Below are 24988 nucleotides of genomic sequence, written 5' to 3' on the forward strand. Positions count from 1 at the left end.
TGGGACAGGCGCGGCCTGTCATTATTGTGCAGGCGCGCGGCTGAAACCTTTGCGCTACCTGAGGTTTCGAGCACTGCCGGAAGGGCGCTTGAGGCCTGTGTTTCCGGTCGAAACCTGTCATACAGCTTGCCAGAGCCGTTTAATATGTCAAACGACTTCAGATTGCGCGGGCGAAGCTTGTCATTGCCTCGGTGCAATTATCGCTGTGCGTGCCTTGCCTGCCGGCACTGCGAGCGCTAGTAGCGGTTAATTATATTTGACAGTCAGCCAGCCACTGGCCACCTATACTCTGCCCATCGGCAACAGCCTGCAGTCGTTGACCGGCATAGCGGGGCCAGGGGCGCTACGCGCCCCATCGCCGGCAACGCCGGCTCCTACAGCTAACCAAGCGGAAGACAGTTGCTCCCACTGTAGGGAGCGGGCTTGCGATTGCATCAGTGCAAAATTTGCGCGAGGAAGCCCTTGGCCCGCGCACTCTGTGGGTTATTGAAAAACGCCTCCGGGCTGGCATCTTCAATAATCTGCCCGCCATCAAGAAACAGCACCCGCTCGGCCACCTGGCGGGCAAAGCCCATTTCATGGGTGACGCAAAGCATGGTCATGCCGGTGTCCGCCAGTTTCACCAGCACATCCAGCACTTCGGCGACCATTTCCGGATCGAGTGCCGAGGTCGGCTCGTCGAACAGCATGATCTTCGGCTTCATGCACAGCGCCCGGGCAATTGCCACGCGCTGTTGCTGGCCGCCAGAGAGCTGGCTGGGGTATTTATTGGCCTGGCTCTCGATGCCCACCTTGTTCAGGTAGAAGCGCGCACGCTCCTCCGCTTCCTTGCGCGACAGGCCGCGTACGCTCATCGGTGCCAGGGTGCAGTTGTCCAGCACGCTCATGTGCGGGAACAGGTTGAAGTGCTGGAACACCATGCCGATTTCACTGCGTACGTCCGCAGCCTGGCGGGTGGTCAGGGCCAGGTCAGTGTCGTTGACACGGATATGGCCTTTCTCGGCGATTTCCAGGCGGTTGATGCAGCGGATCAGTGTGGATTTGCCCGAGCCCGAAGGCCCGCACAGGACAATGCGCTCGCCTTCACGAACGTTCAGGTTGATGTCGCGCAGCACATGATAGGCGCCGTAGTGTTTGTTCAAACCCTCGATGCTGACCACGATTTTGCGCGGGTCGGCGTGCGGGGCAGGGCTGGTTGCTGCAAGGCTCAGTGAAGCGGTCATATTGTTATTCTCCCGCGATCAATTGAAGCGTGCCGCGCTGTAGGGCGCAGGGTCGGTAAAAGTCGCCTCGCCGGTGATCATCTCGGCCAGCAGGCGGCCACTGACCGGCCCCAGCGTCAGGCCGTGATGGGCGTGGCCGAAGTTGAACCACAGGCCCTTGTGGCGTGCCGCCGGGCCGATCACCGGGCGCATGTCCGGCAGGCAAGGGCGTCGCCCCAGCCACGGCTGGGCGTCGAGGCGCTGGCCAAGGGGGAAGATCTTGCGTGCCAGGGCTTCACAACGCTTGAGTTGAATCTCGTTGGCCGCGTCGCCGCTGGCAGCGAATTCGATGCCGGTGGTCAGACGGATACCCTGGGCCATCGGCGCGAGTACATAGCCGCCCTGACCATCGCAGATCGAATGCTTGAGTTCGGCACCGTCACGGCCCTGGTAATGCAGGTGGTAGCCGCGTTTGATTTCCAGCGGAATTCGGTAGCCCAGCGGCTTGAACAGGTCAGCCGATTGCGGGCCGAGGGCGATCACCACTTCAGCTGCGGTGATCGGGCCCTGGCGGCTGTCGACCTGCCATTCACCGGCGATCTGGCGCAGGGTACGCGCATCGCCATGGATGAACTGGCCGCCACGTTTGACGAACAGGGCTGCGTAGCCACGGGTCAGGCCGCCGGGGTTGCTGACGGTCTTGGGGTCGAGCCAGTGGATGCCACCGACCACGTTGTCGCTCAAGTCAGTTTCGCGTTGATGCAGTTGCTGGCGATCAAGCACCTCATAGCTCAGGCCGTAGGGCGCCAGGGCATGTGCATCGGCCTGGGCCTTGCTGAAGGCGGCGTCGTTGCGAAATACCTCGATCCAGCCATTGGCCTTGACCAGGTCGCCAAGCCCAGCGGCATCGATCAGCGCGTCGTGTTCTTCCACGCAGCGTTGCACCAGCGGCAACATGGCGTGAGTGGCGACCTTCAGGCCGGCAGCAGAGGAGTTCTGCCAGTACTTGAACAGCCAGGGCGCGATCTTCGGCACATGGGTCAGGCTGTAGCGCACATCGGACTGGCGATTGAGGCCGTAGCGCAGCAGGCTCGACAGCTCCCGGGGAAAGGCATAGGGGATCACGCTGGAACGCTCGATCAGGCCGGCGTTGCCATGACTGGTGCCGCTGCCGGGCTCGTCGCGGTCGATGAGGATGACCTTGCGGCCGCGGGCCTGCAGGTGAAGGGCCGTGCTGACGCCGACGATGCCGGCGCCCAGAACGATGGTTTGACAATGCATTGGAACGGTCCTCACAGCAGGCTATCAGTGCAGGTGGCGGCCCAGTCGGGCTTCTATGTGTTTCAGGCTGCGGCGCACGATCTCGACGATCAGCAGGTAGAGCACGGCGGCCCACAGGTAGATCTGGAAATCGAAACTGCGCGAGAAGGCCAACTTGGTCACGCCCATCAGGTCGTAGATGGTCACCAGCGAGGCGATCGCGCTGGCCTTGATCATCAGGATCAGTTCGTTGCCCAGCGGGCCGATGGCGACGATCATCGATTGCGGCAGGATGACCTTGAAGAAGGTGGTCGAACGCTTAAGGCTCAGGGCCTTGGCGGCTTCATATTGGCCGGGGGCGACTGCCAGCAGGGCGCCACGGAAGATCTCCGCCTGGTAGGCGGCGGTGTTGAGGACGAAGGCCAGCAGCGTGCAGTACCAGGCTTCACGAAAGAACCACCACATCCCCACGTCCTGCCAGAAGCCCTTGAGCGAGCCCAGTCCGTAGTACAGCAAGAACAGTTGGGCCAGCAGTGGCGAGCCGCGGAAGAAGTAGATGTAGCCGGCGCTCAGACGCTGCAACAGCAGGCTGTTGGACAAGCGCGCCAAGGCCAGCAGCATGCCGAGCAGGGCACCAAGGGTGAAGGAAATCGCCACCAGCTTGCCGGTAACCAGCAGGCCATCGATAAAGCGCGGGCCGTAGCGTTCCAGCAGGTCGGGATCGAGGACCAGTGCCAACAGTTGATCGAAACTCATGTCCGGGCACTCCGCAGATGGCGACTGAAGTACTGCTCAATGAAGACAAACACCCGTCCCGACAAGGCCGAGAACAGCAGGTAACCGAGGCAGGCCACGCCATAGAAGAACATCGGTTCCTTGGTCACGCTGACCGCGAGGTTAGTCTGGCGCATCAGGTCGACCAGGGAGATGGTCGACACCAGCGAGGTGTCCTTGAGCAGTGACAGCCAGTTGTTCGACAGGCCCGGCATGGCAATGCGCACCAGTTGCGGGAAGATCACCTTGCGAAAGGTCGTGGCCTTGCTCAGGCCCAGGGCCTGGGAGGCTTCGTACTGGCCTTTGGCTACGGTCTTGAATGCGCCGAGCCAGATTTCGCTGGAGAACGCGGCAAATACTAGGCTGAAGGCGATCATTGCGGCCAGGAACGTGTTGATCAGCACTTCGCCTTCATAACCCATGGCCGCGAGGATTTTCTGCGCGGCGATCTGGCAGCCGTAGTAGATGATCAACAGTGTCAGCAGCTCAGGCAGGCCGCGGAACACTGTAGAAAAGACGGTCGCCACGGCGCGTGGAAAGCGCTTGTGCGAGCGCGCCATCAAGGCCACGCCCAGACCGAGGGGCAAGCCGATGGGCAGGCAGGCCAGGGCCAGGGAGATGGTCACCAGCGCGCCGGCCAGCAGGGCCTGGCCCCAGCCGCCGCTGGCGAAAGATAACAGGGACAGTTGTTCGAGCATGGGCGGACCCTCTTGCAAGACAGACACGCACCCCTGTAGGAGCCGGCCTTGCCGGCGATAGCATCGACGCGGTGTCAGTCAATCCGCGGCGTCTGCATCGCTGGCAAGGCCAGCTCCTACAAGTGGCCTGGGCCAGGATTACTGATAGATATCGAAGTCGAAGTAACGACTGGCGATCTTCTGGTAGGTGCCGTTGGCGACGATCTCGTCCAACGCCTTGTTCAGGCGCTCGCGCAACGCTTCGTCTTCTTTGCGCACGGCAATCGAAGCATCGGCCTTGGTGCCGTTGACGTCGCCGAGGATCTTGCAGCAGTCCTTGCCAGCCTTGCCCAGCCATTCGGCCAGCGGGAACTTGTCGGCAATCACCCCGTCCAGACGCCCGGCGGCGAGGTCGGCGTTGGCTTCATCGAGGGTCGGGTAGAGTTTGACGTCGGCACCGGCCTTGCCATAGACGTCTTCGGCGTAGATCGCCTGAGTCGAGGAGGATTGCGCACCGACGGTGTAACCCTTGAAGTCAGTCTGTGCGTCGGTGATCTCGCTGTCCTTGGCCACCGCTACCGACAGCGGCGTCTTGTAGTAGTGGTTGGTGAAAGCGATTTTCTTGCGGCGCTCTTCAGTGTTGATCATCGACGCCACTACGGCGTCGTACTTCTTCGCCATCAAGGCCGGGATAATGCCTTCCCAGTCCTGGGCAACCAGGGTGCATTCGACTTTCATCTGCTCGCACAAGGCCTTGGTGATGTCGACATCAAAGCCGTGCAGCTGGTTATCCGAATCGACATAGTTGAACGGCGGGTAAGCGCCTTCGGTAGCAATTTTCAGGGTTTCAGCCTGAGCCATGGTTGCGCCGGCGAGCAGCAGGGCGCACGCACCTGCAAAGCGGATAACGGGTTTCATGTCACACCTCGATCTGTTATTTGCACTCTTGCTATTGTTTGCTCGCTGACGTGTAGCCAACGAATTCATTGTGTAGAGCGGCAGTTGCTTCCAAGCGCTTTTCAACATCCGGTCCAAGCTTCTTGCAGACCTCGTTGACCATCAGGTGTACCCACGACAGCATCGTCGCGGTGGACTCCCAGAACAGATTGAATTCGGTGGGGATGCGAAACACCTCATTGGCGTTGGCATCGGCCCAGTCACAGAAAGTGTCGGTAACCAGTGTTACCGGGATGCCCGCCTCATGTGCCTTGCGGCACAGGTTCAGGGCATGGCGCGAGTAGCGCCGCGCTTCGAATACCACCAGGGCACAGTCGGCCGGGTCGCTGAGCAACACCTCGCCGAAATGCCCGGCGCTACCATCGACCACCTGCACACCGTCGCGCAGGTATTGCAGCAGGTGGGCCATGCATTGGGCGATGCCGCGCTCGGTCTGAAACCCCGCGACAAACACCTTGCGCCGCTGGGCCAGGCGCTGGCTGACCACTTCCCAGGCCGGGGTGCGGCTGTATTCGTAGACCCGTACCAGCGCGCCGACTTCCTGTTCGAGGCTGCGGGCCAAGCCAGCGGCATCTTTACCATGCTGTTGGCGGAATTCTTGCAAACGATCACCGACCAGCCAGGGACCATCGCCCAGGTCGTCCTTGAGGTCGTGTTTGAGCGCCTTGAGGTGTTCGTAACCCAGGGCCCGGCAGAAACGCCCGACACTCGATTCGCTGACGCCGATTTTTGCCGCCAGGCTCGCCGAGGTTTCGAACGGCAGGTCGGTGAAGTTGGCAAGCATGTAGCTGGCGATCTTGCGCCCGGAAGCCGCGGCACTGTGCAGGCTGTGTTCCAGGCGTTGTTTGATCGGTTGGCTCACGGCGATTCTCGAAGGCGGTTGTGCGTTGAAACAGAAAATGAATGTTTTCTGTCATCAAGTCAACATTTGACAGTTTGCTGTCACAAGAGGAAAGTTTCGCCATTGCTCATCGCTGTCGCCCATTCCAAATCCAATAAGGGAGCTTCAGATGTCCGTACGCCCCGACACTGCTGTCGCGCATATTGCTTTTGCCGAGCTGCAGGCCTTGTTGCAGCGCATTTTTGTTCGTCATGGCACCAGTGAAGCGGTGGCCCGTGCCCTGGCTTTCAACTGCGCCAGTGCCCAGCGCGATGGCGCCCACAGTCATGGCGTGTTCCGCATTCCCGGTTACGTTTCGACCCTGGCCAGTGGCTGGGTCGATGGCATGGCCGTGCCTGAGGTGGTCGATGTCGCCAGTGGTTACGTGCGCGTTGACGCCAGGGGCGGTTTTGCCCAGCCGGCACTGGCCGCCGCTCGTGAGCTGTTGGTGGGAAAGGCCCGCAGTGCCGGGATCGCCGTGCTGGCAATCCATAACTCGCACCATTTCGCGGCCCTGTGGCCGGATGTCGAGCCCTTCGCCGATGAAGGCCTGGTGGCCTTGAGTGTGGTCAACAGCATGACCTGCGTGGTGCCGCATGGCGCGCGGCAGCCGTTGTTCGGCACCAACCCGATTGCCTTTGCCGCGCCTTGTGCCGGTAGTGACCCGATTGTTTTCGACATGGCCACCAGCGCCATGGCCCACGGTGATGTGCAGATCGCGGCGCGCAAAGGCGAGCAACTGCCCGATGGCATCGGTGTCGACAGTCAGGGCGAGCCGACCCGTGACCCGCAGAAAATTCTCGACGGCGGTGCACTGCTGCCGTTTGGCGGGCACAAGGGCTCGGCTTTGTCGATGATGGTCGAATTACTGGCCGCGGCGCTGACCGGTGGGCATTTTTCCTGGGAGTTCGACTGGTCGCAGCACCCGGGGGCGAAAACGCCGTGGACCGGGCAACTGATTATCGTGATCGATCCAGGCAAGGCTGAAGGTAATCGCTTTGCCGAGCGCAGCCATGAGCTGGTACGGCAGATGCAATCGGTAGGCCTGCAGCGGATGCCGGGGGAGCGGCGTTATCGCGAGCGCGAACTGTCGGCTCGGCAGGGAGTGACAGTGACTGCGCAGGAACTGGAGCAGTTGCAGGCGTTGGCTCAGTAAAAAGTCAGCGCTGTGCATCCATGCACTAATCAGTTGCAGCATCGGTCATGTTCCTTCACCTCAGGTACAGGTATCCTCGACGCAGCATTTAGTCCGAACTGCCCAGACCCAAGGAGCTGCACGCTGTGTTCAAACATGTCGATGCCTATGCCGGCGACCCGATTCTGTCCCTGATGGAAACCTTCAAGGCCGACCCACGCGCCAACAAGGTCAACCTGAGTATCGGTCTGTATTACGACGCCGCAGGCGTGGTGCCGCAACTGGCCGCGGTCGGCGAAGCTGAAAAGCGCATGGCCGGCCAGCCACATGAAGCCTCTTTGTACCTGCCGATGGAAGGTCTGAACAGCTACCGCCAGGCGATCCAGGTGCTGCTGTTTGGCACAGATCACCCGGCGGTGCAGGGCGGTCGCGTGGCCACAGTACAGACCGTTGGTGGCTCTGGCGCGCTGAAAGTCGGTGCCGACTTTCTCAAGCGTTACTTCCCCGAATCGCAGGTGTGGGTCAGCAATCCGACCTGGGACAACCACCGGGCGATCTTTGAAGGTGCCGGGTTCAAGGTCAACACCTACCCGTACTTTGACCCGAGCACGCGTGGCCTGGACTTCGACGGTATGCTCGCGAGCCTGCAGGGCCTGGCGGCCAACAGCATCGTGCTGCTGCACCCATGCTGCCACAACCCGACCGGTGTCGACCTGAGTCAGGCGCAATGGCAACAGGTGATCGAGGTAGTCAAGGCGCGCAGCCTGATTCCGTTCCTCGATATCGCCTATCAGGGCTTCGGTGAAGGCCTGGTCGAGGATGCCTACGCTATCCGCGAAGTGGCGCGTGCCGGTGTGCCGTGCCTGGTGAGCAACTCGTTCTCGAAGATCTTCTCGCTGTATGGCGAGCGGGTAGGGGGGCTGTCGGTGGTCTGCGACGATGCCGACACTGCGCAGAGCGTACTCGGCCAGCTCAAGGCCACGGTGCGCCGCAACTACTCCAGCCCACCGAACTTCGGTGCGCAACTGGTGGCCGCAGTGCTGGGCGATGCGGTGCTCAATGCCCAGTGGGCCGCTGAAGTGGAGCAGATGCGCCTGCGCATTCTCGACATGCGTCAGGGGCTGGTCGATGCCCTGGCGGTGCTGCTGCCGGGTCAGGACTTCCAGTTCTTCCTGAGCCAGCGCGGGATGTTCAGCTACACCGGTTTGAGCGTCGCGCAGGTCCGTCGCCTGCGTGACGAGTTCGGCGTGTACCTGATCGACAGCGGTCGGGTGTGCATGTCCGGGCTGCGTCCGGACAACCTGCAGCAGGTGGCTGAGGCGATTGCGGCGGTTCAGTAACAAACCCTGAACGCGGGGCAAGCCCGCTCCTGCACTGTGGGAGCGGGCTTGCCCCGCGATGCTTTTGTAAAAGGTGCAACCGCTCCTCGGTCAGGGCTTTGCAAGTGCAACCAATCGGCGCACAATCGCGCCCCTCTTTGTATGGCTGAGGGGTGGTGATGCGTCTGTTTCGCCACTCTCAGCCCTGTTGCAGTCTTGCGAGTGGAGTTGCACCCGGATGAATGAGCAGGCCCCGAGCGTTGAGCAACGCTTCGAATCGACCCCAGCAGCCCTCGGCAGCTGGTCCCGTCAGGATACAACCTGGATGCTGGGCCTGTTTGGCACGGCCATCGGCGCTGGAACCCTGTTCCTGCCAATCAATGCCGGGCTTGGTGGCTTCTGGCCCTTGCTGATCCTGGCGTTGCTGGCGTTCCCGATGACTTACTACGCCCACCGTGGGCTGACCCGCTTTGTACTGTCCGGGCGCGATGGCGGCGACATCACCGACGTGGTCGAAGAGCACTTCGGCATCCAGGCCGGTGCCCTTATCACCTTGCTGTACTTCCTCGCCATCTTCCCGATTCTGCTGATCTACAGTGTGGCCCTGACCAACACGGTCGGCAGCTTCATGGAACATCAGTTGCACATCGAACCGCCACCGCGCACCGTGCTGTCGTTCGTGCTGATTCTCGGTTTGCTGGCCATCGTGCGCTGCGGCGAGCAGGCCACTGTCAAGGTCATGAGCCTGCTGGTCTATCCATTCATCGTTGCCTTGGCATTCCTTGCGGTGTTCCTGATTCCGCACTGGAGCGGCGGCATCCTCACCACCGCCACTGAAGTGCCGTCGGCTTCGGCTTTCCTGCACACCCTGTGGCTGGCAATTCCGGTGATGGTGTTCTCCTTTAACCATTCGCCGATCATCTCGGCCTTTGCCGTCGACCAGAAACGCCGTTACGGCGTGCACGCCGACGAGCGCAGCGGGCAGATCCTGAGCCGTGCCCATCTGCTGATGGTGGCAATGGTGATGTTCTTCGTGTTCAGCTGCGTGCTGACCCTGACCCCGGCACAGCTGGCCGAAGCCAAGGCGCAGAACCTGTCGATCCTTTCGTACCTGGCCAACCATTTCAGCAACCCGACCATCGCCTTTGCCGCGCCGTTGATTGCCTTCATCGCGATTGCCAAGTCGTTCCTGGGCCATTACATCGGCGCCAGCGAGGGCCTCAAGGGCTTGATCGTCAAGACCGGCAAACGCCCGGGTGCCAAGGCCCTGGATCGCATCACCGCAGCCTTCATGCTGGTAATCTGCTGGGTCGTCGCCACCCTCAATCCGAGCATCCTCGGCATGATCGAGACCCTCGGCGGCCCGGTGATCGCGGCGATTCTGTTCCTGATGCCGATGTACGCCATCCGAAAAGTACCGGCCATGCGTAAATACAGCGGGCAGATGTCCAACGTCTTCGTCGTGGCGGTCGGCCTGGTGGCGATCTCGGCGCTGGTTTACTCGCTGTTGAGCTGACCGGCTGCCCGGCCACCCGGAAGCAGGATTGTCTGCTTTCGAGTGGCCTATTTGTCCACAATAATTGTCTGGCAATACAACAATTTGTTGCTCCCCCATAGGTGCCCGGGCACTTTCATGATTAACTCTGGTCCTTTATCACTCACCCCGCATAAGGACTCAGCTCATGGCTCAAGTGACTCTCAAAGGCAATCCTGTTCAGGTCAACGGCGAACTGCCGAAGGTCGGCTCGAAAGCGCCAGCGTTTTCCCTGGTTGGTGCAGGCCTGGCCGACGTGACCCTGGCCAGCCTGGCCGGCAAGCGCAAAGTGCTGAACATCTTCCCAAGCGTTGACACCCCGACCTGCGCTACCTCGGTACGCACCTTCAACAAGAAGGCCAGCGAAGTGAACAACACCGTGGTGCTGTGCATCTCCGCCGACCTGCCGTTCGCTCAAGCGCGGTTCTGCGGCGCTGAAGGCCTGGAGAACGTCCAGAACCTGTCGACCCTGCGTGGCCGCGAGTTCGTCGAGAACTATGGCGTTGCCATCGCTGATGGCCCGCTCGCCGGCCTGACCGCCCGTGCCGTGGTGGTGCTGGATGAAAATGACAAGGTGCTGCACAGCGAGCTGGTTGGCGAAATCGCTGACGAGCCGAACTATGATGCTGCTCTGGCAGTGCTCAAGTGATCCAACGGTAGGAGCGGGCTTGCCCCGCGATGCGATGTGACTGACCGCTCGCAATCGCGGGGCAAGCCCGCTCCCACCGGGGTAATGGCTCCCCTCTGCAATGATGCTGTTAGCAATTGTTACGGCCTGGACATAGTCCAGGCCGTTTTCATTTACAGTTCATTGTCTTAGCAACGTAAGCTCAAGGTAAATTGCCGGTAAAGGCGCTTTGCTTATCCCGCTGCAGTGCTTATCGTTCAGCCTCCTCAAAAGAATTCTTTCCAGTCCAATGGTCGATCAACCGATGCTTTCTCGTTCCCGTTCCCCTCGTCGCTGGCTTGTCGGCCTGCTGATCCTGCTGCTGGTTGCCGGCCTGTGCTGGTGGCTGTGGCCGTCTCCAGCACCGCACAAGGCTGCTGGCGCACCCGGTGGCAAGGGCGGACGACCAGGCTTCGGGGCCTTTGCCGGGCCGGTGCCGGTGCGCGTCGAGCCGGCTACCGTCGGTGACTTCCCGGTCTACCTCAAGGCCTTGGGTACGGTGACCGCGACCAATACCGTCAACGTCCGCAGCCGGGTAGGCGGCGAGCTGATCAAGGTCAACTTCCAGGAAGGGCAGAAGGTCAAAGCCGGTGACCTGCTCGCCGAGATCGACCCGCGCAGCTACCAGATCGCCTTGCAGCAGGCCGAAGGCACCCTGGCACAGAACCTGGCCCAGCTGAAAAACGCCCAGATCGACCTGGAACGCTATAAAGGCCTGTACGCCGAAGACAGTATCGCCAAGCAGACCCTCGACACGCAGGTGGCGCTGGTCGGCCAATACCAGGGCACCATCAAGACCAATCAGGCGGCGGTCGGCGATGCCAGGCTGAACCTGGAATTCACCCGTATCCGTGCACCGATCACCGGCCGCCTGGGCCTGCGTCAGCTCGATGTCGGCAACCTGGTGGCGGCTAACGACACCACGGCGCTGGTGGTGATTACCCAGACCCAACCGATCACTGTGGCCTTTACCTTGCCCGAGTCGGAACTCAACACTGTGCTGGCCCGCTACCGCAGTGGCGCCAAGCTGCCGGTCGAGGCCTGGGATCGCGGCGACCTCAAGCAGCAGGCCGTCGGTGTACTGCGTAGCCTCGACAACCAGATTGACACCACCACCGGCACCCTGAAGTTCAAAGCGCTCTTCGAGAACCAGGACGAAGTGCTGTTTCCCAACCAGTTCGTCAACGTGCGCCTGCTGGCCGACACCTTGACCAACGTGGTGCTGGCGCCTTCGGCCGCCATTCAGTTCGGCACCGACGGCTCCTTCGTGTATGTCATGGAAGGCGACAACAAGGTGCGCATCCGTAAACTCACCCTCGGCGCCAGCAACGGCGACTACACCGTGGTCACCGCAGGCCTGGCCAAAGGTGAGCGGGTGGTGCTTGAAGGTACCGACCGCTTGCGTGACGGCAGCGAAGTGGAGGTGGTCAACGACCGCTCGCAAGTCCCGGCGACACCCGGCCAACATCTGCAGGGTCAGGACAACAACGATGCTGCCGCTGCCGCGGACCGTAAGGGCAAGGCCGGCGCATGAACCTCTCGCGGCTGTTCATCCTGCGCCCGGTGGCGACCACCTTGAGCATGCTGGCCATTGTTCTGGCTGGCCTGATCGCCTACACCTTGCTACCAGTGGCAGCTCTGCCGCAGGTCGATTACCCGACTATTCGGGTCATGACCCTGTATCCGGGCGCCAGCCCGCAGGTGATGACCAGCGCGGTCACCGCGCCGCTGGAGCGTCAGTTCGGGCAGATGCCGGGTTTGACCCAGATGGCCTCGACCAGCTCCGGTGGCGCCTCGGTGCTGACCTTGCGCTTTAGCCTGGACATGAACATGGATGTCGCCGAGCAGCAAGTCCAGGCGGCAATCAACGCCGCCAGCAACCTGCTGCCCAGCGACCTGCCAGCACCGCCGGTGTACAACAAGGTCAACCCGGCGGATACCCCGGTGCTGACTCTGGCGATCTCGTCGAAAACCATGCCGCTGCCCAAGCTCAACGATCTGGTCGACACCCGCGTGGCGCAAAAAATCGCGCAGATCAGCGGCGTTGGTATGGTCAGTATTGCCGGTGGCCAGCGCCAGGCGGTGCGGATCAAGGTCAATCCTGATGCCCTGGCTTCCGCCGGGCTCAACCTGGCGGACGTGCGCACCCTGATCGGCGCGTCCAACGTCAATCAGCCCAAGGGCAACTTTGACGGGCCGACCCGGGTGTCGATGCTCGATGCCAACGACCAGCTGCGTTCCCCCGAGGAATACGCCAACCTGATCCTGGCGTACAACAACGGCGCGCCGCTGCGCCTGAAGGACGTCGCCGAGATCGTCGACGGCGCCGAGAACGAGCGCCTGGCGGCCTGGGCCAACCAGAACCAGGCGGTACTGCTGAACATCCAGCGCCAGCCGGGCGCAAACGTTATCGAGGTGGTTGACCGGATCAAGACCCTGCTGCCGTCGATCACCGACAACCTGCCGGCCGGCCTTGATGTCAGTGTACTCACCGACCGCACCCAGACCATTCGCGCCTCGGTCAAGGATGTACGCAACGAGCTGCTGCTGGCTATCGTCCTGGTGGTGATGGTGACCTTTGTGTTCCTGCGCCGCTTCAGCGCCACCCTCATTCCTTCGGTGGCCGTACCGCTGTCGTTGATCGGCACCTTTGCAGTGATGCACCTGGCCGGGTTTTCGATCAACAACCTGACCCTGATGGCCCTGACCATCGCCACCGGTTTTGTGGTGGATGATGCGATCGTCATGCTGGAGAACATTTCCCGGCACATCGAAGAAGGCGAACCCCCCATGCAAGCGGCGCTCAAGGGTGCCCGGCAGATTGGCTTCACCCTGATCTCGCTGACCTTCTCGCTAATCGCGGTGTTGATCCCGCTGCTGTTCATGGCCGATGTGGTAGGGCGCCTGTTCCGAGAATTCGCCATCACCCTGGCGGTGGCGATCCTGATTTCCCTGGTGGTGTCGCTGACCTTGACGCCGATGATGTGCGCGCGCTTGCTCAAACGTGAGCCCACCGAGCAAGAACAAGGGCGTTTCTACCGCGCCAGCGGCGCCTGGATCGACTGGATGATCGCCTGGTATGGCCGTGGCCTGCAGTGGGTACTCAAGCGCCAGCCGCTGACCCTGCTGGTGGCCGTGGCGACCCTGGTCCTGACGGTGCTGCTGTACCTGGTGGTGCCCAAGGGCTTCTTTCCGGCTCAGGACACCGGGGTAATCCAGGGTATTTCCGAAGCGCCGCAGTCGGTGTCCTTTGCCGCCATGAGTGAGCGTCAGCAACAGCTCAGTGCAGTGATCCTTCAGGATCCGGCGGTACAGAGCCTGTCGTCTTACATTGGCGTCGATGGTGACAATGCCACGCTCAACAGCGGCCGCCTGCTGATCAATCTCAAGCCCCATGGCGAGCGAGACCTGACCGCCGCGCAGGTGATTGCCCGGCTGCAGCCGCAGGTCGACAAGCTGGTCGGCATCCGCCTGTTCATGCAACCGGTGCAAGACCTGAGCATCGAAGACCGGGTCAGCCGTACCCAGTACCAGTTCAGCCTGTCGTCCCCGGACGCCGAACTGCTGGCGCTGTGGAGCGGCAAGCTGGTCGATGCCCTGCAGCAGCGCCCGGAACTCACCGATGTCGCCAGCGACCTGCAGGACAAGGGTTTGCAGGTGTTCCTGGTGATCGACCGTGATGCCGCCAGTCGCCTGGGTGTCAACGTCGCCGACATCACCAACGCGCTGTACGACGCCTTCGGCCAGCGGCAGATCTCGACCATCTACACCCAGGCCAGCCAGTACCGCGTGGTGCTACAGGCCGAAGCCGCCTCCAGCCTGGGGCCGCAGGTGCTCGAGCAGATCCACGTGAAAACCACCGATGGCGGCCAGGTGCGGCTGTCGAGCCTGGCGCGCATCGAGCAGCGTCAGGCGCAGTTGGCGATTGCCCATATCGGCCAGTTCCCGGCGGTGATGATGTCGTTCAACCTGGGCGAAGGCGCGGCCCTCGGTGAGGCGGTCAAGGCGATCGAGCAGGTGCAGCAGGAGATCGGCATGCCGGTCGGCGTGCAGACTCGCTTTCAGGGCGCGGCCGAAGCGTTCCAGAACTCGCTGTCGAGCACCTTGCTGCTGATTCTGGCGGCGGTGGTGACCATGTACATCGTGCTTGGCGTGCTCTACGAGAGCTACATCCACCCGGTGACCATCCTCTCGACCCTGCCATCGGCGGCGGTGGGGGCCTTGCTGGCGCTGATTCTATCCGGTAACGACCTGGGCATGATTGCCATCATCGGCATCATTCTGCTGATCGGTATCGTCAAGAAAAACGCGATCATGATGATCGACTTCGCCCTCGAGGCCGAACGCAACCAGGGCATGGCGCCGGAAGCGGCGATCTATCAAGCGGCGCTGCTGCGCTTCCGGCCGATCCTGATGACCACCCTGGCGGCCTTGTTCGGCGCCATCCCGCTGATGCTCGCCAGCGGCTCCGGCGCCGAGTTGCGTCAGCCGCTGGGCCTGGTGATGGTTGGCGGGCTGTTGCTCAGCCAGGTGCTGACGCTGTTCACCACACCGGTCATCTACTTGTACTTCGACCGGTTGGCGCGGCGCCTGCGCCCGCAGCCTGACGTTGCGGTGCAGGACCTGCCATGAACCTCTCCGCCCCCTTTATCCGCCGCCCGGTCGCGACCATGCTCCTGAGCCTGGCGATCATGCTGCTGGGTGGTGTCAGCTTCGGCCTGTTGCCGGTGGCGCCGCTGCCGCAGATCGAGTTCCCGGTAATTGTGGTTCAGGCCAACTTGCCGGGGGCCAGCCCCGAGGTGATGGCTGCAACCGTGGCGACCCCGCTGGAGCGCTCTATGGGGGCGATTTCCGGGGTCACCACGCTCACCAGCAATTCCAGCCAGGGCTCGACCCGGGTGATTCTCGGCTTTGACCAGGGGCGTGATATCGATGCGGCCGCGCGCGAAGTGCAGGCGGCGATCAATGCCTCGCGCAACCTGTTGCCCAGCGGTATGCGCAGCATGCCGACCTACAAGAAGTTCAACCCGTCCCAGGCGCCGATCATGGTCCTGGCGCTGACCTCCAGCGTGCTGCAGAAGGGGCAGCTCTACGACCTGGCCTCGACCATTTTGTCGCAGAGCCTGTCCCAGGTGCCAGGGGTAGGCGAGGTGCAGATCGGCGGCAGCTCGCTGCCGGCGGTGCGGATCGAACTTGAGCCGCAATTGCTCAATCAGTACGGCGTAGCGCTGGACGATGTGCGCCAGACTATCGCCAATGCCAACCAGCGTCGGCCCAAGGGTTTTATCGAAGACCCTCAGCGTAGCTGGCAGGTGCAGGCCAACGACCAGCTGGAAAAGGCCAAGGACTACGAGCCGCTGGTGATCCGTTACCAGGACGGTGCGGTCCTGCGCCTGAGCCATGTGGCCAAGGTCACCGATGCGGTGGAGAACCGCTACAACAGTGGCTTCTTCAATGATCAGGACGCAGTGCTGCTGGTGATCAACCGCCAGACTGGCGCCAACATCATCGAGACTGTGAACAAGATCAAGGAGCAACTGCCGGCCCTGGAGTCGCTGATGCCGGCCAGCGTCAAGCTGGATGTGGCCATGGACCGTTCGCCGGTGATCAAGGCAACCCTCAAGGAAGCCGAACACACGCTGATCATCGCCGTGGTGCTGGTGATCCTTGTGGTGTTCCTGTTCCTCGGCAACCTGCGTGCCTCGCTGATCCCGACCCTGGCGGTGCCGGTGTCGCTGGTCGGCACCTTCGCGGCCATGTACCTGTGTGGCTTCTCGTTGAACAACATGTCGTTGATGGCGCTGATTCTCGCCACCGGCCTGGTGGTGGACGATGCCATTGTGGTGCTGGAGAACATTTCCCGGCATATCGACGAAGGCGTGCCGCCGATGCGCGCCGCCTACCTCGGGTCCAAGGAAGTCGGCTTCACTCTGTTGTCGATGAACCTGTCGCTGGTGGTGGTGTTTGTCTCGATCCTGTTCATGGGCGGTATCGTCGGCTCGTTGTTCCGCGAGTTCTCCATCACTCTGGCGGTGGCGATCATTGTTTCGCTGGTGGTTTCCCTGACGCTGACGCCGATGCTTTGCGCACGCTGGCTCAAGCCCCAGGCGCAGGAAGGGCAGACACGCCTGCAGCGCTGGAGCGAGCAACTCCACCTGCGCATGATGGCCAGCTATGGACGCAGCCTCGACTGGGTCCTGCGCCATCGGGGCCTGACCCTGGCCAGCCTGCTGGTGACCATCGCGGTCAACATTGCTCTCTACGTGGTGGTGCCCAAGACTTTCCTGCCGCAGCAGGACACCGGTCAGTTAATGGGCTTTGTCCGCGGTGACGATGGCCTGTCGTTCCAGGTCATGCAGCCGAAGATGGAAATCTACCGCCAGGCCCTGCTCAGGGACCCAGCGGTGGAAAGTGTCGCCGGCTTCATCGGTGGCAACAGCGGCACCAACAACGCCGTTGTGCTGGTGCGCCTCAAGCCGATCGGCGAACGCAAGGTCTCCGCGCAGAAGATCATCGAGCGCCTGCGCAAGGAAATGCCCAAGGTGCCCGGCGGGCGCCTGTTTCTCATGGCCGACCAGGACCTGCAGTTCGGCGGTGGCCGAGACCAGAGCACCTCGCAGTTTCTCTACACCTTGCAGAGCAGCGAGCTGTCCGCCTTGCGCGAGTGGTATCCGAAAGTGGTTGCGGCGTTCAAAGCTCTGCCGGAGCTCACCGCCATCGATGCCCGCGAAGGCGGTGGCACCCAGCAGGTCACCCTGGTGGTCGATCGCGAGCAGGCCAAGCGCCTGGGTATCGACATGAGCATGGTCACTTCGGTGCTGAACAACGCCTATAGCCAGCGACAGATTTCGACCATCTACGACAGCCTGAACCAGTATCAGGTGGTGATGGAGATCAACCCCAAATACGCCCAGGACCCGCGTAGCCTGGAGCAGGTCCAGGTGATCACCGCTGACGGCGCCCGGGTACCGCTGGCAACCTTCGCTCACTACGAAAACAGCCTGGCCGATGACCGGGTCAGCCACGAGGGTCAGTTCGCCTCTGAAAGCATCAACTTCGACATCGCCGAAGGCTACAGTCAGGACCAGGCCCTGGCCGCGGTCGAGCGGGCGGTGGCCAGGGTCGGTCTGCCCGAGGACGTGATTGCCAAACTGGGTGGCACCGGCGATGCCTTTGCCGAAAGCCAGAAAGGCCAGCCGTTCATGATTCTCGGGGCGTTGCTGGCGGTGTATCTGGTGCTGGGGATTCTCTATGAGAGTTACATTCACCCGCTGACCATTCTCTCGACCCTGCCGTCGGCCGGGGTAGGGGCCTTGCTTACCTTGTATGTGGTGGGTAGCGAGTTCAGCCTGATTTCCCTGCTCGGCCTGTTCCTGTTGATTGGCGTGGTGAAGAAGAACGCCATCATGATGATCGACCTGGCCTTGCAACTGGAACGTCAAGAACAGCTGAGCCCGGAACAATCCATCCGCCGTGCTTGCCTGCTGCGTCTGCGGCCAATCCTGATGACCACCATTGCCGCCATTCTCGGCGCCTTGCCGTTGCTGCTCAGCCATGCCGAGGGCTCGGAGATGCGCCAGCCGTTGGGCTTGACCATTATTGGCGGGCTGGTCTTCAGCCAGGTCCTCACGCTTTACACCACCCCGGTGGTTTACCTCTATCTGGACCGCTTGCGCCATCGTTTCAACCACTGGCGTGGCGTGCGCACCGACGCTGCTTTGGAAACTCCGCTATGACCCGACGTCCGTTTCTCTCCGACCGCTCCCTGCAACAACTGCTGGGTGCCCGTGGCTCGCGCCTGCTGGCATCCAGCCTGTGCCTGGCGATGCTCAGCGCCTGCACCCTGAGCCCGGACTACCAGCGCCCGCAAGCGCCTGAACCGGTGGCGTTCAAGCACGCCGCCGGCTGGACCCAGGCCAATCCTTCCGACGCCTTGGCCCGTGGCGCCTGGTGGCAGTTGTACGGCGACGCTCAGCTCAATGACCTGGTCGAGCAGCTCAATGCCAGCAACCAGACTGTAGCCCAGTACGAAGCCCAGTACCGCCAGGCCCAGGCCTTGGTCCGTAGCGCTCGTGGTGGGCTGTTCCCCAGTATGGACCTGAAGGCCGGCAAGACCCGCTCGAGCCAGGGCACCGGCAGTTCCAGTTCGAGCCTGAGCAACGCCAGCAGCGGTATTCGCGACACTTACAGCACCAGCCTGGGTGTCAGCTGGGAGGCCGATCTTTGGGGCAAGCTGCGTGACGGCCTGGCCGCCAATCAAGCCAGCGCCGAGGCGAGCCTGGCCGACATGGCGGCGATCCGTCTGAGCCTGCAATCGGAGCTGGTGCAGAACTACCTGCAACTGCGGGTGATGGACGAGCAGAAACGCCTGCTCGAAGCTACGGTCGAGGCCTATCAGCGCTCGCTGACCATGACCGAAAACCAATACCGCGCCGGGGTGTCTGGCAAGGACGCGGTGGCCCAGGCGCAAACCCAGCTGAAAAGCACCCAGGCCGACCTGATCGACCTGGTCTGGCAGCGCGCTCAGCTGGAAAACGCCATTGCTGTGCTGCTTGGCAAAGCACCGGCCGATTTTGCCCTGGCCGACAGCAAAGACATCCCGGCATTGCCCCAGGTGCCTGTGGCCTTGCCTTCGCAACTGCTGGAGCGCCGCCCGGACATTGCCTCGGCCGAGCGCAAGGTGATGTCGGCCAACGCCAGCATTGGCGTGGCCCGTGCTGCGTACTTCCCCGACCTGACCCTGAGCATGAGCGGCGGCTACAGCAGTAGCAGCTTCAACGACTGGATCAGTCTGCCCAACCGCTTCTGGTCGGTAGGCCCGCAACTGGCCATGACCCTGTTCGACGGCGGTCAGCGCTCGGCAGAAGTCGACCGTACCGTAGCGGTCTATGACCAGACCGTGGCGCAATACCGTCAGGCGGTGCTCGATGGCTTCAAGGAAGTGGAAAACTACCTGGTGCAGCTCGACGTCTACGAGGATGAAGCCAAGGTGCGCAGCGAAGCCCTGGACGCGGCGCGCGAATCTCTGCGCCTGACTAATAACCAGTATAAGGCGGGGCTGATCGCCTACCTGGATGTGGTCAACGTACAGACTACCGCGCTGAGCAACGAACGCAGCGTACTGACCTTGCAGCAGGGGCGGCTGGTGGCCAGCGTACAGTTGATCGCGGCACTGGGTGGCGGATGGGATGCGCAAGCGGCGTTTGCTGAGTCGCCTTGATTATTTTTATGAAAAAATGAATAAAATCAAATGATTAAATTACATTGTCAATGTCATCTGTTGCTTTAGAAGCGTATTGTTGCAAATTGCATGGATAGATGACGTTCGACATTAATAGAATTGTGCATCTAGTTGATTTATAAGAATATATTCAACTTGAGCGCTGGATTCTTCTAAGGCCATCGTCATTGCTAAATGCCACTGAAAACTCCGTGCGTTTCGCCAAAGGTTGAGTACAATCATCGGCTTTTCCCGGGCCGCATCAGTGCCCGGTTCCAAGGGTAGTGGAAGGCCAAATGCTGATCGGTAGTTACTCTTCTTCGTTGGTGTTGATTTCGCTCTGTGTGGCCATTCTTGCCTCTTATACTGCACTTGACCTGACCGGACGCATCGCCACCGCCAAGAGCCGGGCGATGTACCTGTGGATCACCGGAGGCGCGCTGGCGATGGGTTTCGGCATCTGGTCGATGCACTTCATCGGCATGCTCGCCTTCAGCTTGCCGATTCCATTGGGCTACGACCTGACCCTGACCTTGCTGTCGCTGTTGATCGCCGGTCTGTCTTCAGGATTTGCCTTGTGGCTGGTCAGCCAGCCGAGCCTGCCCTGGACCCAGTTGGGCCTGGGGGCGCTGATCATGGGCGCGGGTATCAGCAGCATGCATTACACCGGCATGGCCGCGCTGCTGATGCAGCCGGGCATCGACTACGACCCGTTACTGTTCAGCCTGTCGTTGCTGATTGCCGTGGGTGCTTCGGCGGCAGCGTTGTGGATTGCCTTCCGCCTGCGTCAGCAAACCCTGTATGTCCGGCAGATCCGTGGCGCCGCAGCGGTGGTGATGGGCGTGGCGATTGTCGGCATGCACTACACCGCGATGGCGGCGGCCAACTTCCCTGAAGGCAGTTTCTGTGGCGCGTTGGGCACTGGCTTGAGCGGCAACGGCCTGGATTACCTGGTGCTGATCACCACCCTGGCGGTGTTGGCGGTGGCGCTGCTGACCTCGGTGCTCGACGCCCGCCTTGAAGCCCGCACGGCGGAACTGGCGCGCTCGTTGACCCGGGCCAACCAGGAACTGACCCAACTGGCCCTGCACGACACCCTGACCGCTTTGCCCAACCGCACGCTGTTGGCCGATCGCATCGACCAGGCTATCAACAAGGTGGCAGAGCAGGGTGGTTGTTTCGCCCTGATGTTTATCGACCTGGATGGCTTCAAACCGGTCAACGATGCCTTTGGCCACCATATGGGCGATCTGCTGCTCAAGGAAGTGGCGCTGCGCCTGCGCGGTCATCTGCACAGCCAGGACACCCTGGCCCGTATCGGTGGTGACGAATTCGTCCTGCTGGTGGAGCTGCAGGAACCCGACGACGCTATGGGCGTTGCTGCCAAGCAGGTCAACCTGATTTCCCGTGCCTTCCGCGTGGCGGAGCAGAACCTGCAGATTTCGGCCAGCATCGGCATCGTTCTCTTTCCGGGCAATGGCATCGACCAGCATGAACTGCTGCGTAACGCCGATGCGGCGATGTATCACGCCAAGAGCGCAGGCAAAAACGGCTACAGTTTCTTCGACGTGTCGATGAACAGCAATGCGCGCCTGCAGCTGCAACTGCTCCAGGACTTGCGTTTGGCCGTGGAGCAAAAGCAGTTTCGCCTGTTCTACCAACCCAAGTTCGATGCCCAGGACTGCCAGCCCATCGGTGCTGAAGCGCTGTTGCGCTGGGAGCATCCGCAGCATGGCCTGCTGCTGCCGGATCGCTTCATTAGCTTGGCAGAGAAAACCGGGCTGATCATTCCGATCGGTGAGTGGGTGCTGGATGAAGCCTGTCGGCAAATGCGCGCCTGGATTGATCAGGGTTACAGCGGCTGGCGAATAGCGGTCAACCTCTCGGCAATCCAGTTCTGCCACAGCGGGCTGGTGGAGAGCGTTGCCAAGGTGCTGGAACGTCATCAGTTGCCGGCCAACAGCCTGACCCTGGAAATCACCGAAACCACCGCCATGCATGATGCCGACGCGAGCATGGCCGTGCTGCAGCGCCTTTCGGACATGGGCGTGGATCTGTCCATCGACGATTTCGGCACCGGCTATTCGAGCCTGATGTACCTCAAGCGCTTGCCGGCCAACGAGTTGAAGATCGACCGGGGTTTCGTCCGCGACCTGGAGCAGGACAGCGATGATGCCGCGATTGTCTCGGCCATTGTCGCGCTGGGTCAGGCCCTGGGCTTGCGCATCGTCGCTGAAGGGGTGGAAACCGACCGCCAGCAGAACTTTCTGACCCGCCTGGGCTGTGACTCGTTACAAGGCTATCTGCTCGGCCAGCCTTTGCCGGCCGAGCAGTTTATCGTCGATATCGAGCGCGCACGCCAGTCACTGGCGTTCAGCTGAGCTCAGCCTGCGGCGCGTAGGTTACCGGAGGGCTTGAAGGCGTCGAGCTCGGCTTCGACGGCTTCGATGATCCGTTCGACATCGGCAGCGGGCATCAACGTGGCACAGGGAATCCCGGCGATGGCCAGCAAGGTTTCACCGGTGGCCCGGTCAAACAGGCGAGCTACCATACTGCGCGGTGCATCCATGCTGGCTTCGAAGCCCAGCGGATGAAAATACCAGCGCATCACCTGGCAGGCGTTGGGAAACGTCAGTTTGTTCATTCCGGCCTCCATGTAGGGGTGAACAACAGGGCGAGCGGAGCAAGTGGTACTTAACGACTTGGCGAACGTTCAAGAAACCTAAACATAGCACCGCTACCGTGAATGTCCGCCCGCAGTCATGACAGTTTTACGATTCTTGCGATCAGGCCTTTAGCGGCTGCAATACCCCCTGAAAACAAAGACTGGAACGGCAAACGTTTGCCGACAACATTTCCCCGTTACGGGCATTGGGACTCTGCTATTTTTACCGGCAGTCGGCTGGGATGCTTGCCTGGGATTTTCGGACCAATGGCACCCCCGGGATCAGTCAAGGAGACCGTCATGCGTTATTCAACGCTCACCCAACGTATCGCCGGTGACGGTGCTGCTGCCTGGAACATCCATTACCGTGCGCTGGAACTGCAGGGGCAGGGGCGCGAGATCTTCCTGCTGTCGATCGGCGACCCGGATTTCGATACTCCGCAGCCTGTTGTCGACGCCGCCGTGGACAGCCTGCGTGCCGGTAAGACACATTACTCCGATGTGCGCGGCAGCCTTGGTTTGCGCCAGGCGATAGCCCGGCAGCAAACGCGTCAAACTGGCCAGCGGGTCGGTCCGCAGGAAGTGGTCGTGCTGGCCGGCGCGCAATGCGCGCTGTATGGCGTTGCCCAGTGCCTGCTGGATGCCGGTGACGAGGTGATTGTCGCCGAGCCGATGTATGTCACCTATGAGGCCGTGTTCGGCGCCTGTGCGGCGAAGGTAGTGGCGGTACCGGTGCGACCCGAACAAGGCTTTCGCGTCGACCCGGACGACGTCGCCGCCCGAGTGACCCCGCGCACCCGGGCATTGCTGCTCAACAGCCCGCACAACCCTTCCGGGGCCAGCTTGCCCAGGCACACCTGGGAGCGTCTGGCGCAGATCTGCATTGAGCATGACCTGTGGCTGATCTGCGATGAGGTCTATAGCGAACTGCTGTATGAAGGTACGCACTTCAGCCCGGCCAGCTTGCCGGGCATGGCTGCGCGCTGTGCAACCATCAACAGTTTGTCCAAATCCCACGCCATGTCGGGCTGGCGGGTCGGTTGGGTCATTGCTCCGCAGGCGTTGTGCGATCACTTGAGCAACCTGGCGTTGTGCATGCTCTACGGCCTGCCGGACTTCATTCTCGATGCCGCGCAAGTGGCCTTGGAGCAGGACCTACCGCAAGTGGCGCAGATGCGTGATACCTACCGCGAGCGGCGAGACCGGGTGTGTGCCAGCCTCGCCGATTGCCCGGGTATCAGCGTGCACAAGCCGGACGGCGGGATGTTCGTGATGGTTGATATTCGCGCTACCGGCCTGGGGGCCCAGGCTTTTGCCGAGCGCCTGCTGGAGGAACACGGGGTGGCGGTACTCGCCGGTGATGCCTTCGGCCCCAGTGCGGCAGGGCACTTGCGGGTTGGCCTGGTGCTCGACAGTGAGCGCCTGGAGCAGGCCTGTCAACGCATTGCCCGGTGCGCAGTGCAAGTGCTGGAGGGGCGGCTTTCAGTTGATCAGCGTAGCGGCTATGTTGACGGTAAATCCCAGAATTGCGGTGTTGAAGACAAAACCTACCAGTGAATGGGCCACGCCATGATATTGCCTTCAATCGATCCCAACGGCCCGGATGAGGTACTATCGGCCCCGCACCGGGTGTAAATGGCTTGCCAATCAATGACCTGGTCATGACATCGGGCATTTGCCCCCAGCTTCGTTCGACAGGATTCCCGGTTTGTCCGATTCACTGCAAAATCCCCTGCTGCAATACCTCGCCCGTCTGGCGCTTTCCAGTCAGCTGACCATGAAGTACATCCTCCAGGATGCCGCCGACCGCTTGGGCTTCGAGGATTGTGACATTAACGATGTGCCTTGGTACCAGCTTGAGCCTGGGCATGTCACGGCCTTGGTGGCGGCCTTGCGCGCCGATGGTTACGCGCCCAACACCTCGTCGCTGTATGTCAATGCGGTGCGTGGAGTGATGAACGAGGCCTGGCGTCTGGGGTTGATCAGCCAGGATCAGCTGCTGCGCATCCGCAGCGTCAAACCGACCCAAGGCACACGCCTGTCGAGCGGGCGCAACCTCAAGCGCAGTCTGATCCGTGAACTAATGGACGCCTGCGCGGCCGACCCGCGCCCCCAGGGGCTTCGCGATGCGGCAGTGATCGCCTTGCTTTATGGCACGGGCATGCGCAAATCCGAATCGGTCAACCTGGACCTGAGCCAAGTCGATTTCCACGAGCGCAGCCTGCAGGTGCTGGGCAAGGGCAACAAGCAACTGATCAAGTACGCGCCGACCTGGGCCTTCGACAAACTCAACGCCTGGCTGGCCTTTCGTCGTGAGCAACTGCCTGAGGGGCAGGCCGATGATGACTTCCTGTTCAATCGAATTCGCCGCGGCAGCCACATCACCCGCGAACGCATCACCAAGCATGCGATCTACTACATTGCCCGCCAGCGCGGCACCCAGGTCGGGGTAAAGATCATGCCCCACGATTTTCGTCGCTCCTTCATCACCCGGGTGATCGAAGAGCACGATCTGTCGATTGCGCAGAAACTGGCACACCACAGCAACATCCAGACCACCGCCAACTACGACATGCGTGACGACAACGAGCGGCGCAGGGCGGTGGATCGGTACGACTATTAGCAACTGCTCCCCCGCCAGGGAGAGGCGCCACCTCCTCAACACCCAACCCAAGGATCATAGTCCCCGGGATTTCGT

18 protein-coding genes are annotated in these 24988 nt (G+C 61.7%); 11 read left to right on the forward strand and 7 right to left on the reverse strand.

Annotated elements, in window-relative coordinates:
• Window positions 1–434: 434 nt before the first annotated feature.
• From C6382_RS04825 to C6382_RS04850, 6 genes are all read right to left on the reverse strand, one after another.
• The gene (locus C6382_RS04825) at window positions 435–1223 is read right to left on the reverse strand and encodes an amino acid ABC transporter ATP-binding protein (RefSeq protein ID WP_107023391.1); all 789 of its coding nucleotides are present in this window, start codon (window positions 1221–1223) and stop codon (window positions 435–437) included.
• Window positions 1224–1241: 18 nt separating this feature from the next.
• Window positions 1242–2483: an FAD-binding oxidoreductase gene (locus C6382_RS04830; RefSeq protein WP_107023392.1), complete on the reverse strand. Its 1242-nt coding sequence runs from the start codon at window positions 2481–2483 to the stop codon at window positions 1242–1244.
• Window positions 2484–2507: 24 nt separating this feature from the next.
• A complete protein-coding gene (locus tag C6382_RS04835; RefSeq protein WP_107023393.1) occupies window positions 2508–3218 on the reverse strand; it encodes an ABC transporter permease in 711 nt (236 codons plus the stop codon).
• Window positions 3215–3934, reverse strand: coding sequence for an ABC transporter permease (locus tag C6382_RS04840; protein ID WP_107023394.1), 720 nt, complete (start codon window positions 3932–3934; stop codon window positions 3215–3217). Before C6382_RS04840 ends, C6382_RS04835 begins: the two co-directional genes overlap by 4 nt.
• Window positions 3935–4072: 138 nt before the next feature.
• Complete coding sequence (locus C6382_RS04845) at window positions 4073–4831, reverse strand: transporter substrate-binding domain-containing protein (RefSeq protein WP_107023395.1); 759 nt, start codon at window positions 4829–4831, stop codon at window positions 4073–4075.
• 31 nt (window positions 4832–4862) lie between these two features.
• A complete protein-coding gene (locus C6382_RS04850; protein ID WP_107023396.1) occupies window positions 4863–5732 on the reverse strand; it encodes a MurR/RpiR family transcriptional regulator in 870 nt (289 codons plus the stop codon).
• A gap of 148 nt (window positions 5733–5880) precedes the next feature.
• Between C6382_RS04850 and C6382_RS04855 the strand changes: the two genes are divergently transcribed.
• The 9 genes from C6382_RS04855 to C6382_RS04895 all read left to right on the forward strand — a co-directional run bounded on the left by C6382_RS04855 (window position 5881) and on the right by C6382_RS04895 (window position 22006).
• Complete coding sequence (locus C6382_RS04855; RefSeq protein ID WP_107023397.1) at window positions 5881–6906, forward strand: Ldh family oxidoreductase; 1026 nt, start codon at window positions 5881–5883, stop codon at window positions 6904–6906.
• Between the two features lie 125 nt (window positions 6907–7031).
• Complete coding sequence (locus C6382_RS04860) at window positions 7032–8225, forward strand: amino acid aminotransferase (protein WP_107023398.1); 1194 nt, start codon at window positions 7032–7034, stop codon at window positions 8223–8225.
• A gap of 217 nt (window positions 8226–8442) precedes the next feature.
• Window positions 8443–9720, forward strand: a complete 1278-nt coding sequence (locus C6382_RS04865) for an HAAAP family serine/threonine permease (RefSeq protein WP_107023399.1) — start codon at window positions 8443–8445, stop codon at window positions 9718–9720.
• 166 nt (window positions 9721–9886) lie between these two features.
• Window positions 9887–10387 (forward strand): thiol peroxidase, encoded by a 501-nt coding sequence (tpx, locus tag C6382_RS04870; RefSeq protein WP_107023400.1) that lies wholly within the window; start codon window positions 9887–9889, stop codon window positions 10385–10387.
• 268 nt (window positions 10388–10655) lie between these two features.
• Window positions 10656–11939, forward strand: a complete 1284-nt coding sequence (locus C6382_RS04875; RefSeq protein WP_107023401.1) for an MdtA/MuxA family multidrug efflux RND transporter periplasmic adaptor subunit — start codon at window positions 10656–10658, stop codon at window positions 11937–11939.
• A complete protein-coding gene (locus C6382_RS04880) occupies window positions 11936–15037 on the forward strand; it encodes an MdtB/MuxB family multidrug efflux RND transporter permease subunit (protein ID WP_107023402.1) in 3102 nt (1033 codons plus the stop codon). The genes C6382_RS04875 and C6382_RS04880 overlap by 4 nt, the downstream gene beginning before the upstream one ends.
• Window positions 15034–18141: an efflux RND transporter permease subunit gene (locus tag C6382_RS04885; RefSeq protein ID WP_107023403.1), complete on the forward strand. Its 3108-nt coding sequence runs from the start codon at window positions 15034–15036 to the stop codon at window positions 18139–18141. The genes C6382_RS04880 and C6382_RS04885 overlap by 4 nt, the downstream gene beginning before the upstream one ends.
• On the forward strand, window positions 18138–19625 hold the full coding sequence (locus tag C6382_RS04890; RefSeq protein ID WP_107023404.1) for an efflux transporter outer membrane subunit: 1488 nt from the start codon (window positions 18138–18140) through the stop codon (window positions 19623–19625). The genes C6382_RS04885 and C6382_RS04890 overlap by 4 nt, the downstream gene beginning before the upstream one ends.
• Before the next feature lie 296 nt (window positions 19626–19921).
• Window positions 19922–22006, forward strand: coding sequence for a bifunctional diguanylate cyclase/phosphodiesterase (locus C6382_RS04895; RefSeq protein WP_107023405.1), 2085 nt, complete (start codon window positions 19922–19924; stop codon window positions 22004–22006).
• Between the two features lie 2 nt (window positions 22007–22008).
• Here the strand turns inward: C6382_RS04895 and C6382_RS04900 are convergent, their stop codons facing one another.
• Window positions 22009–22269, reverse strand: a complete 261-nt coding sequence (locus C6382_RS04900) for a DUF1652 domain-containing protein (protein ID WP_107023406.1) — start codon at window positions 22267–22269, stop codon at window positions 22009–22011.
• Between the two features lie 321 nt (window positions 22270–22590).
• Here C6382_RS04900 and C6382_RS04905 point away from each other — a divergent pair, with 321 nt between their 5' ends.
• Together C6382_RS04905 and xerC are read left to right on the forward strand one after the other, a co-directional pair.
• The gene (locus tag C6382_RS04905) at window positions 22591–23847 is read left to right on the forward strand and encodes a pyridoxal phosphate-dependent aminotransferase (RefSeq protein WP_107023407.1); all 1257 of its coding nucleotides are present in this window, start codon (window positions 22591–22593) and stop codon (window positions 23845–23847) included.
• A 151-nt stretch (window positions 23848–23998) separates the two neighbouring features.
• Window positions 23999–24913 (forward strand): tyrosine recombinase XerC, encoded by a 915-nt coding sequence (gene xerC / locus C6382_RS04910; RefSeq protein WP_107023408.1) that lies wholly within the window; start codon window positions 23999–24001, stop codon window positions 24911–24913.
• Window positions 24914–24988 lie beyond the last annotated feature (75 nt).

The sequence above is a fragment of the Pseudomonas sp. BBP2017 genome (assembly GCF_003024385.1).
In the GTDB taxonomy this organism is placed as follows: Bacteria; Pseudomonadota; Gammaproteobacteria; order Pseudomonadales; family Pseudomonadaceae; genus Aquipseudomonas.

Coding starts and splice junctions, on each gene's coding strand:
- C6382_RS04900 (WP_107023406.1), bottom strand. CDS start 22,269: ATGAACAAACTGACGTTTCCCAACGCCTGCCAGGTGATGCGCTGGTAT.
- C6382_RS04885 (WP_107023403.1), top strand. CDS start 15,034: ATGAACCTCTCCGCCCCCTTTATCCGCCGCCCGGTCGCGACCATGCTC.
- C6382_RS04905 (WP_107023407.1), top strand. CDS start 22,591: ATGCGTTATTCAACGCTCACCCAACGTATCGCCGGTGACGGTGCTGCT.
- C6382_RS04880 (WP_107023402.1), top strand. CDS start 11,936: ATGAACCTCTCGCGGCTGTTCATCCTGCGCCCGGTGGCGACCACCTTG.
- C6382_RS04890 (WP_107023404.1), top strand. CDS start 18,138: ATGACCCGACGTCCGTTTCTCTCCGACCGCTCCCTGCAACAACTGCTG.
- C6382_RS04840 (WP_107023394.1), bottom strand. CDS start 3,934: ATGCTCGAACAACTGTCCCTGTTATCTTTCGCCAGCGGCGGCTGGGGC.
- C6382_RS04835 (WP_107023393.1), bottom strand. CDS start 3,218: ATGAGTTTCGATCAACTGTTGGCACTGGTCCTCGATCCCGACCTGCTG.
- C6382_RS04875 (WP_107023401.1), top strand. CDS start 10,656: ATGGTCGATCAACCGATGCTTTCTCGTTCCCGTTCCCCTCGTCGCTGG.
- C6382_RS04845 (WP_107023395.1), bottom strand. CDS start 4,831: ATGAAACCCGTTATCCGCTTTGCAGGTGCGTGCGCCCTGCTGCTCGCC.
- C6382_RS04865 (WP_107023399.1), top strand. CDS start 8,443: ATGAATGAGCAGGCCCCGAGCGTTGAGCAACGCTTCGAATCGACCCCA.
- C6382_RS04855 (WP_107023397.1), top strand. CDS start 5,881: ATGTCCGTACGCCCCGACACTGCTGTCGCGCATATTGCTTTTGCCGAG.
- C6382_RS04825 (WP_107023391.1), bottom strand. CDS start 1,223: ATGACCGCTTCACTGAGCCTTGCAGCAACCAGCCCTGCCCCGCACGCC.
- C6382_RS04830 (WP_107023392.1), bottom strand. CDS start 2,483: ATGCATTGTCAAACCATCGTTCTGGGCGCCGGCATCGTCGGCGTCAGC.
- C6382_RS04895 (WP_107023405.1), top strand. CDS start 19,922: ATGCTGATCGGTAGTTACTCTTCTTCGTTGGTGTTGATTTCGCTCTGT.
- tpx (WP_107023400.1), top strand. CDS start 9,887: ATGGCTCAAGTGACTCTCAAAGGCAATCCTGTTCAGGTCAACGGCGAA.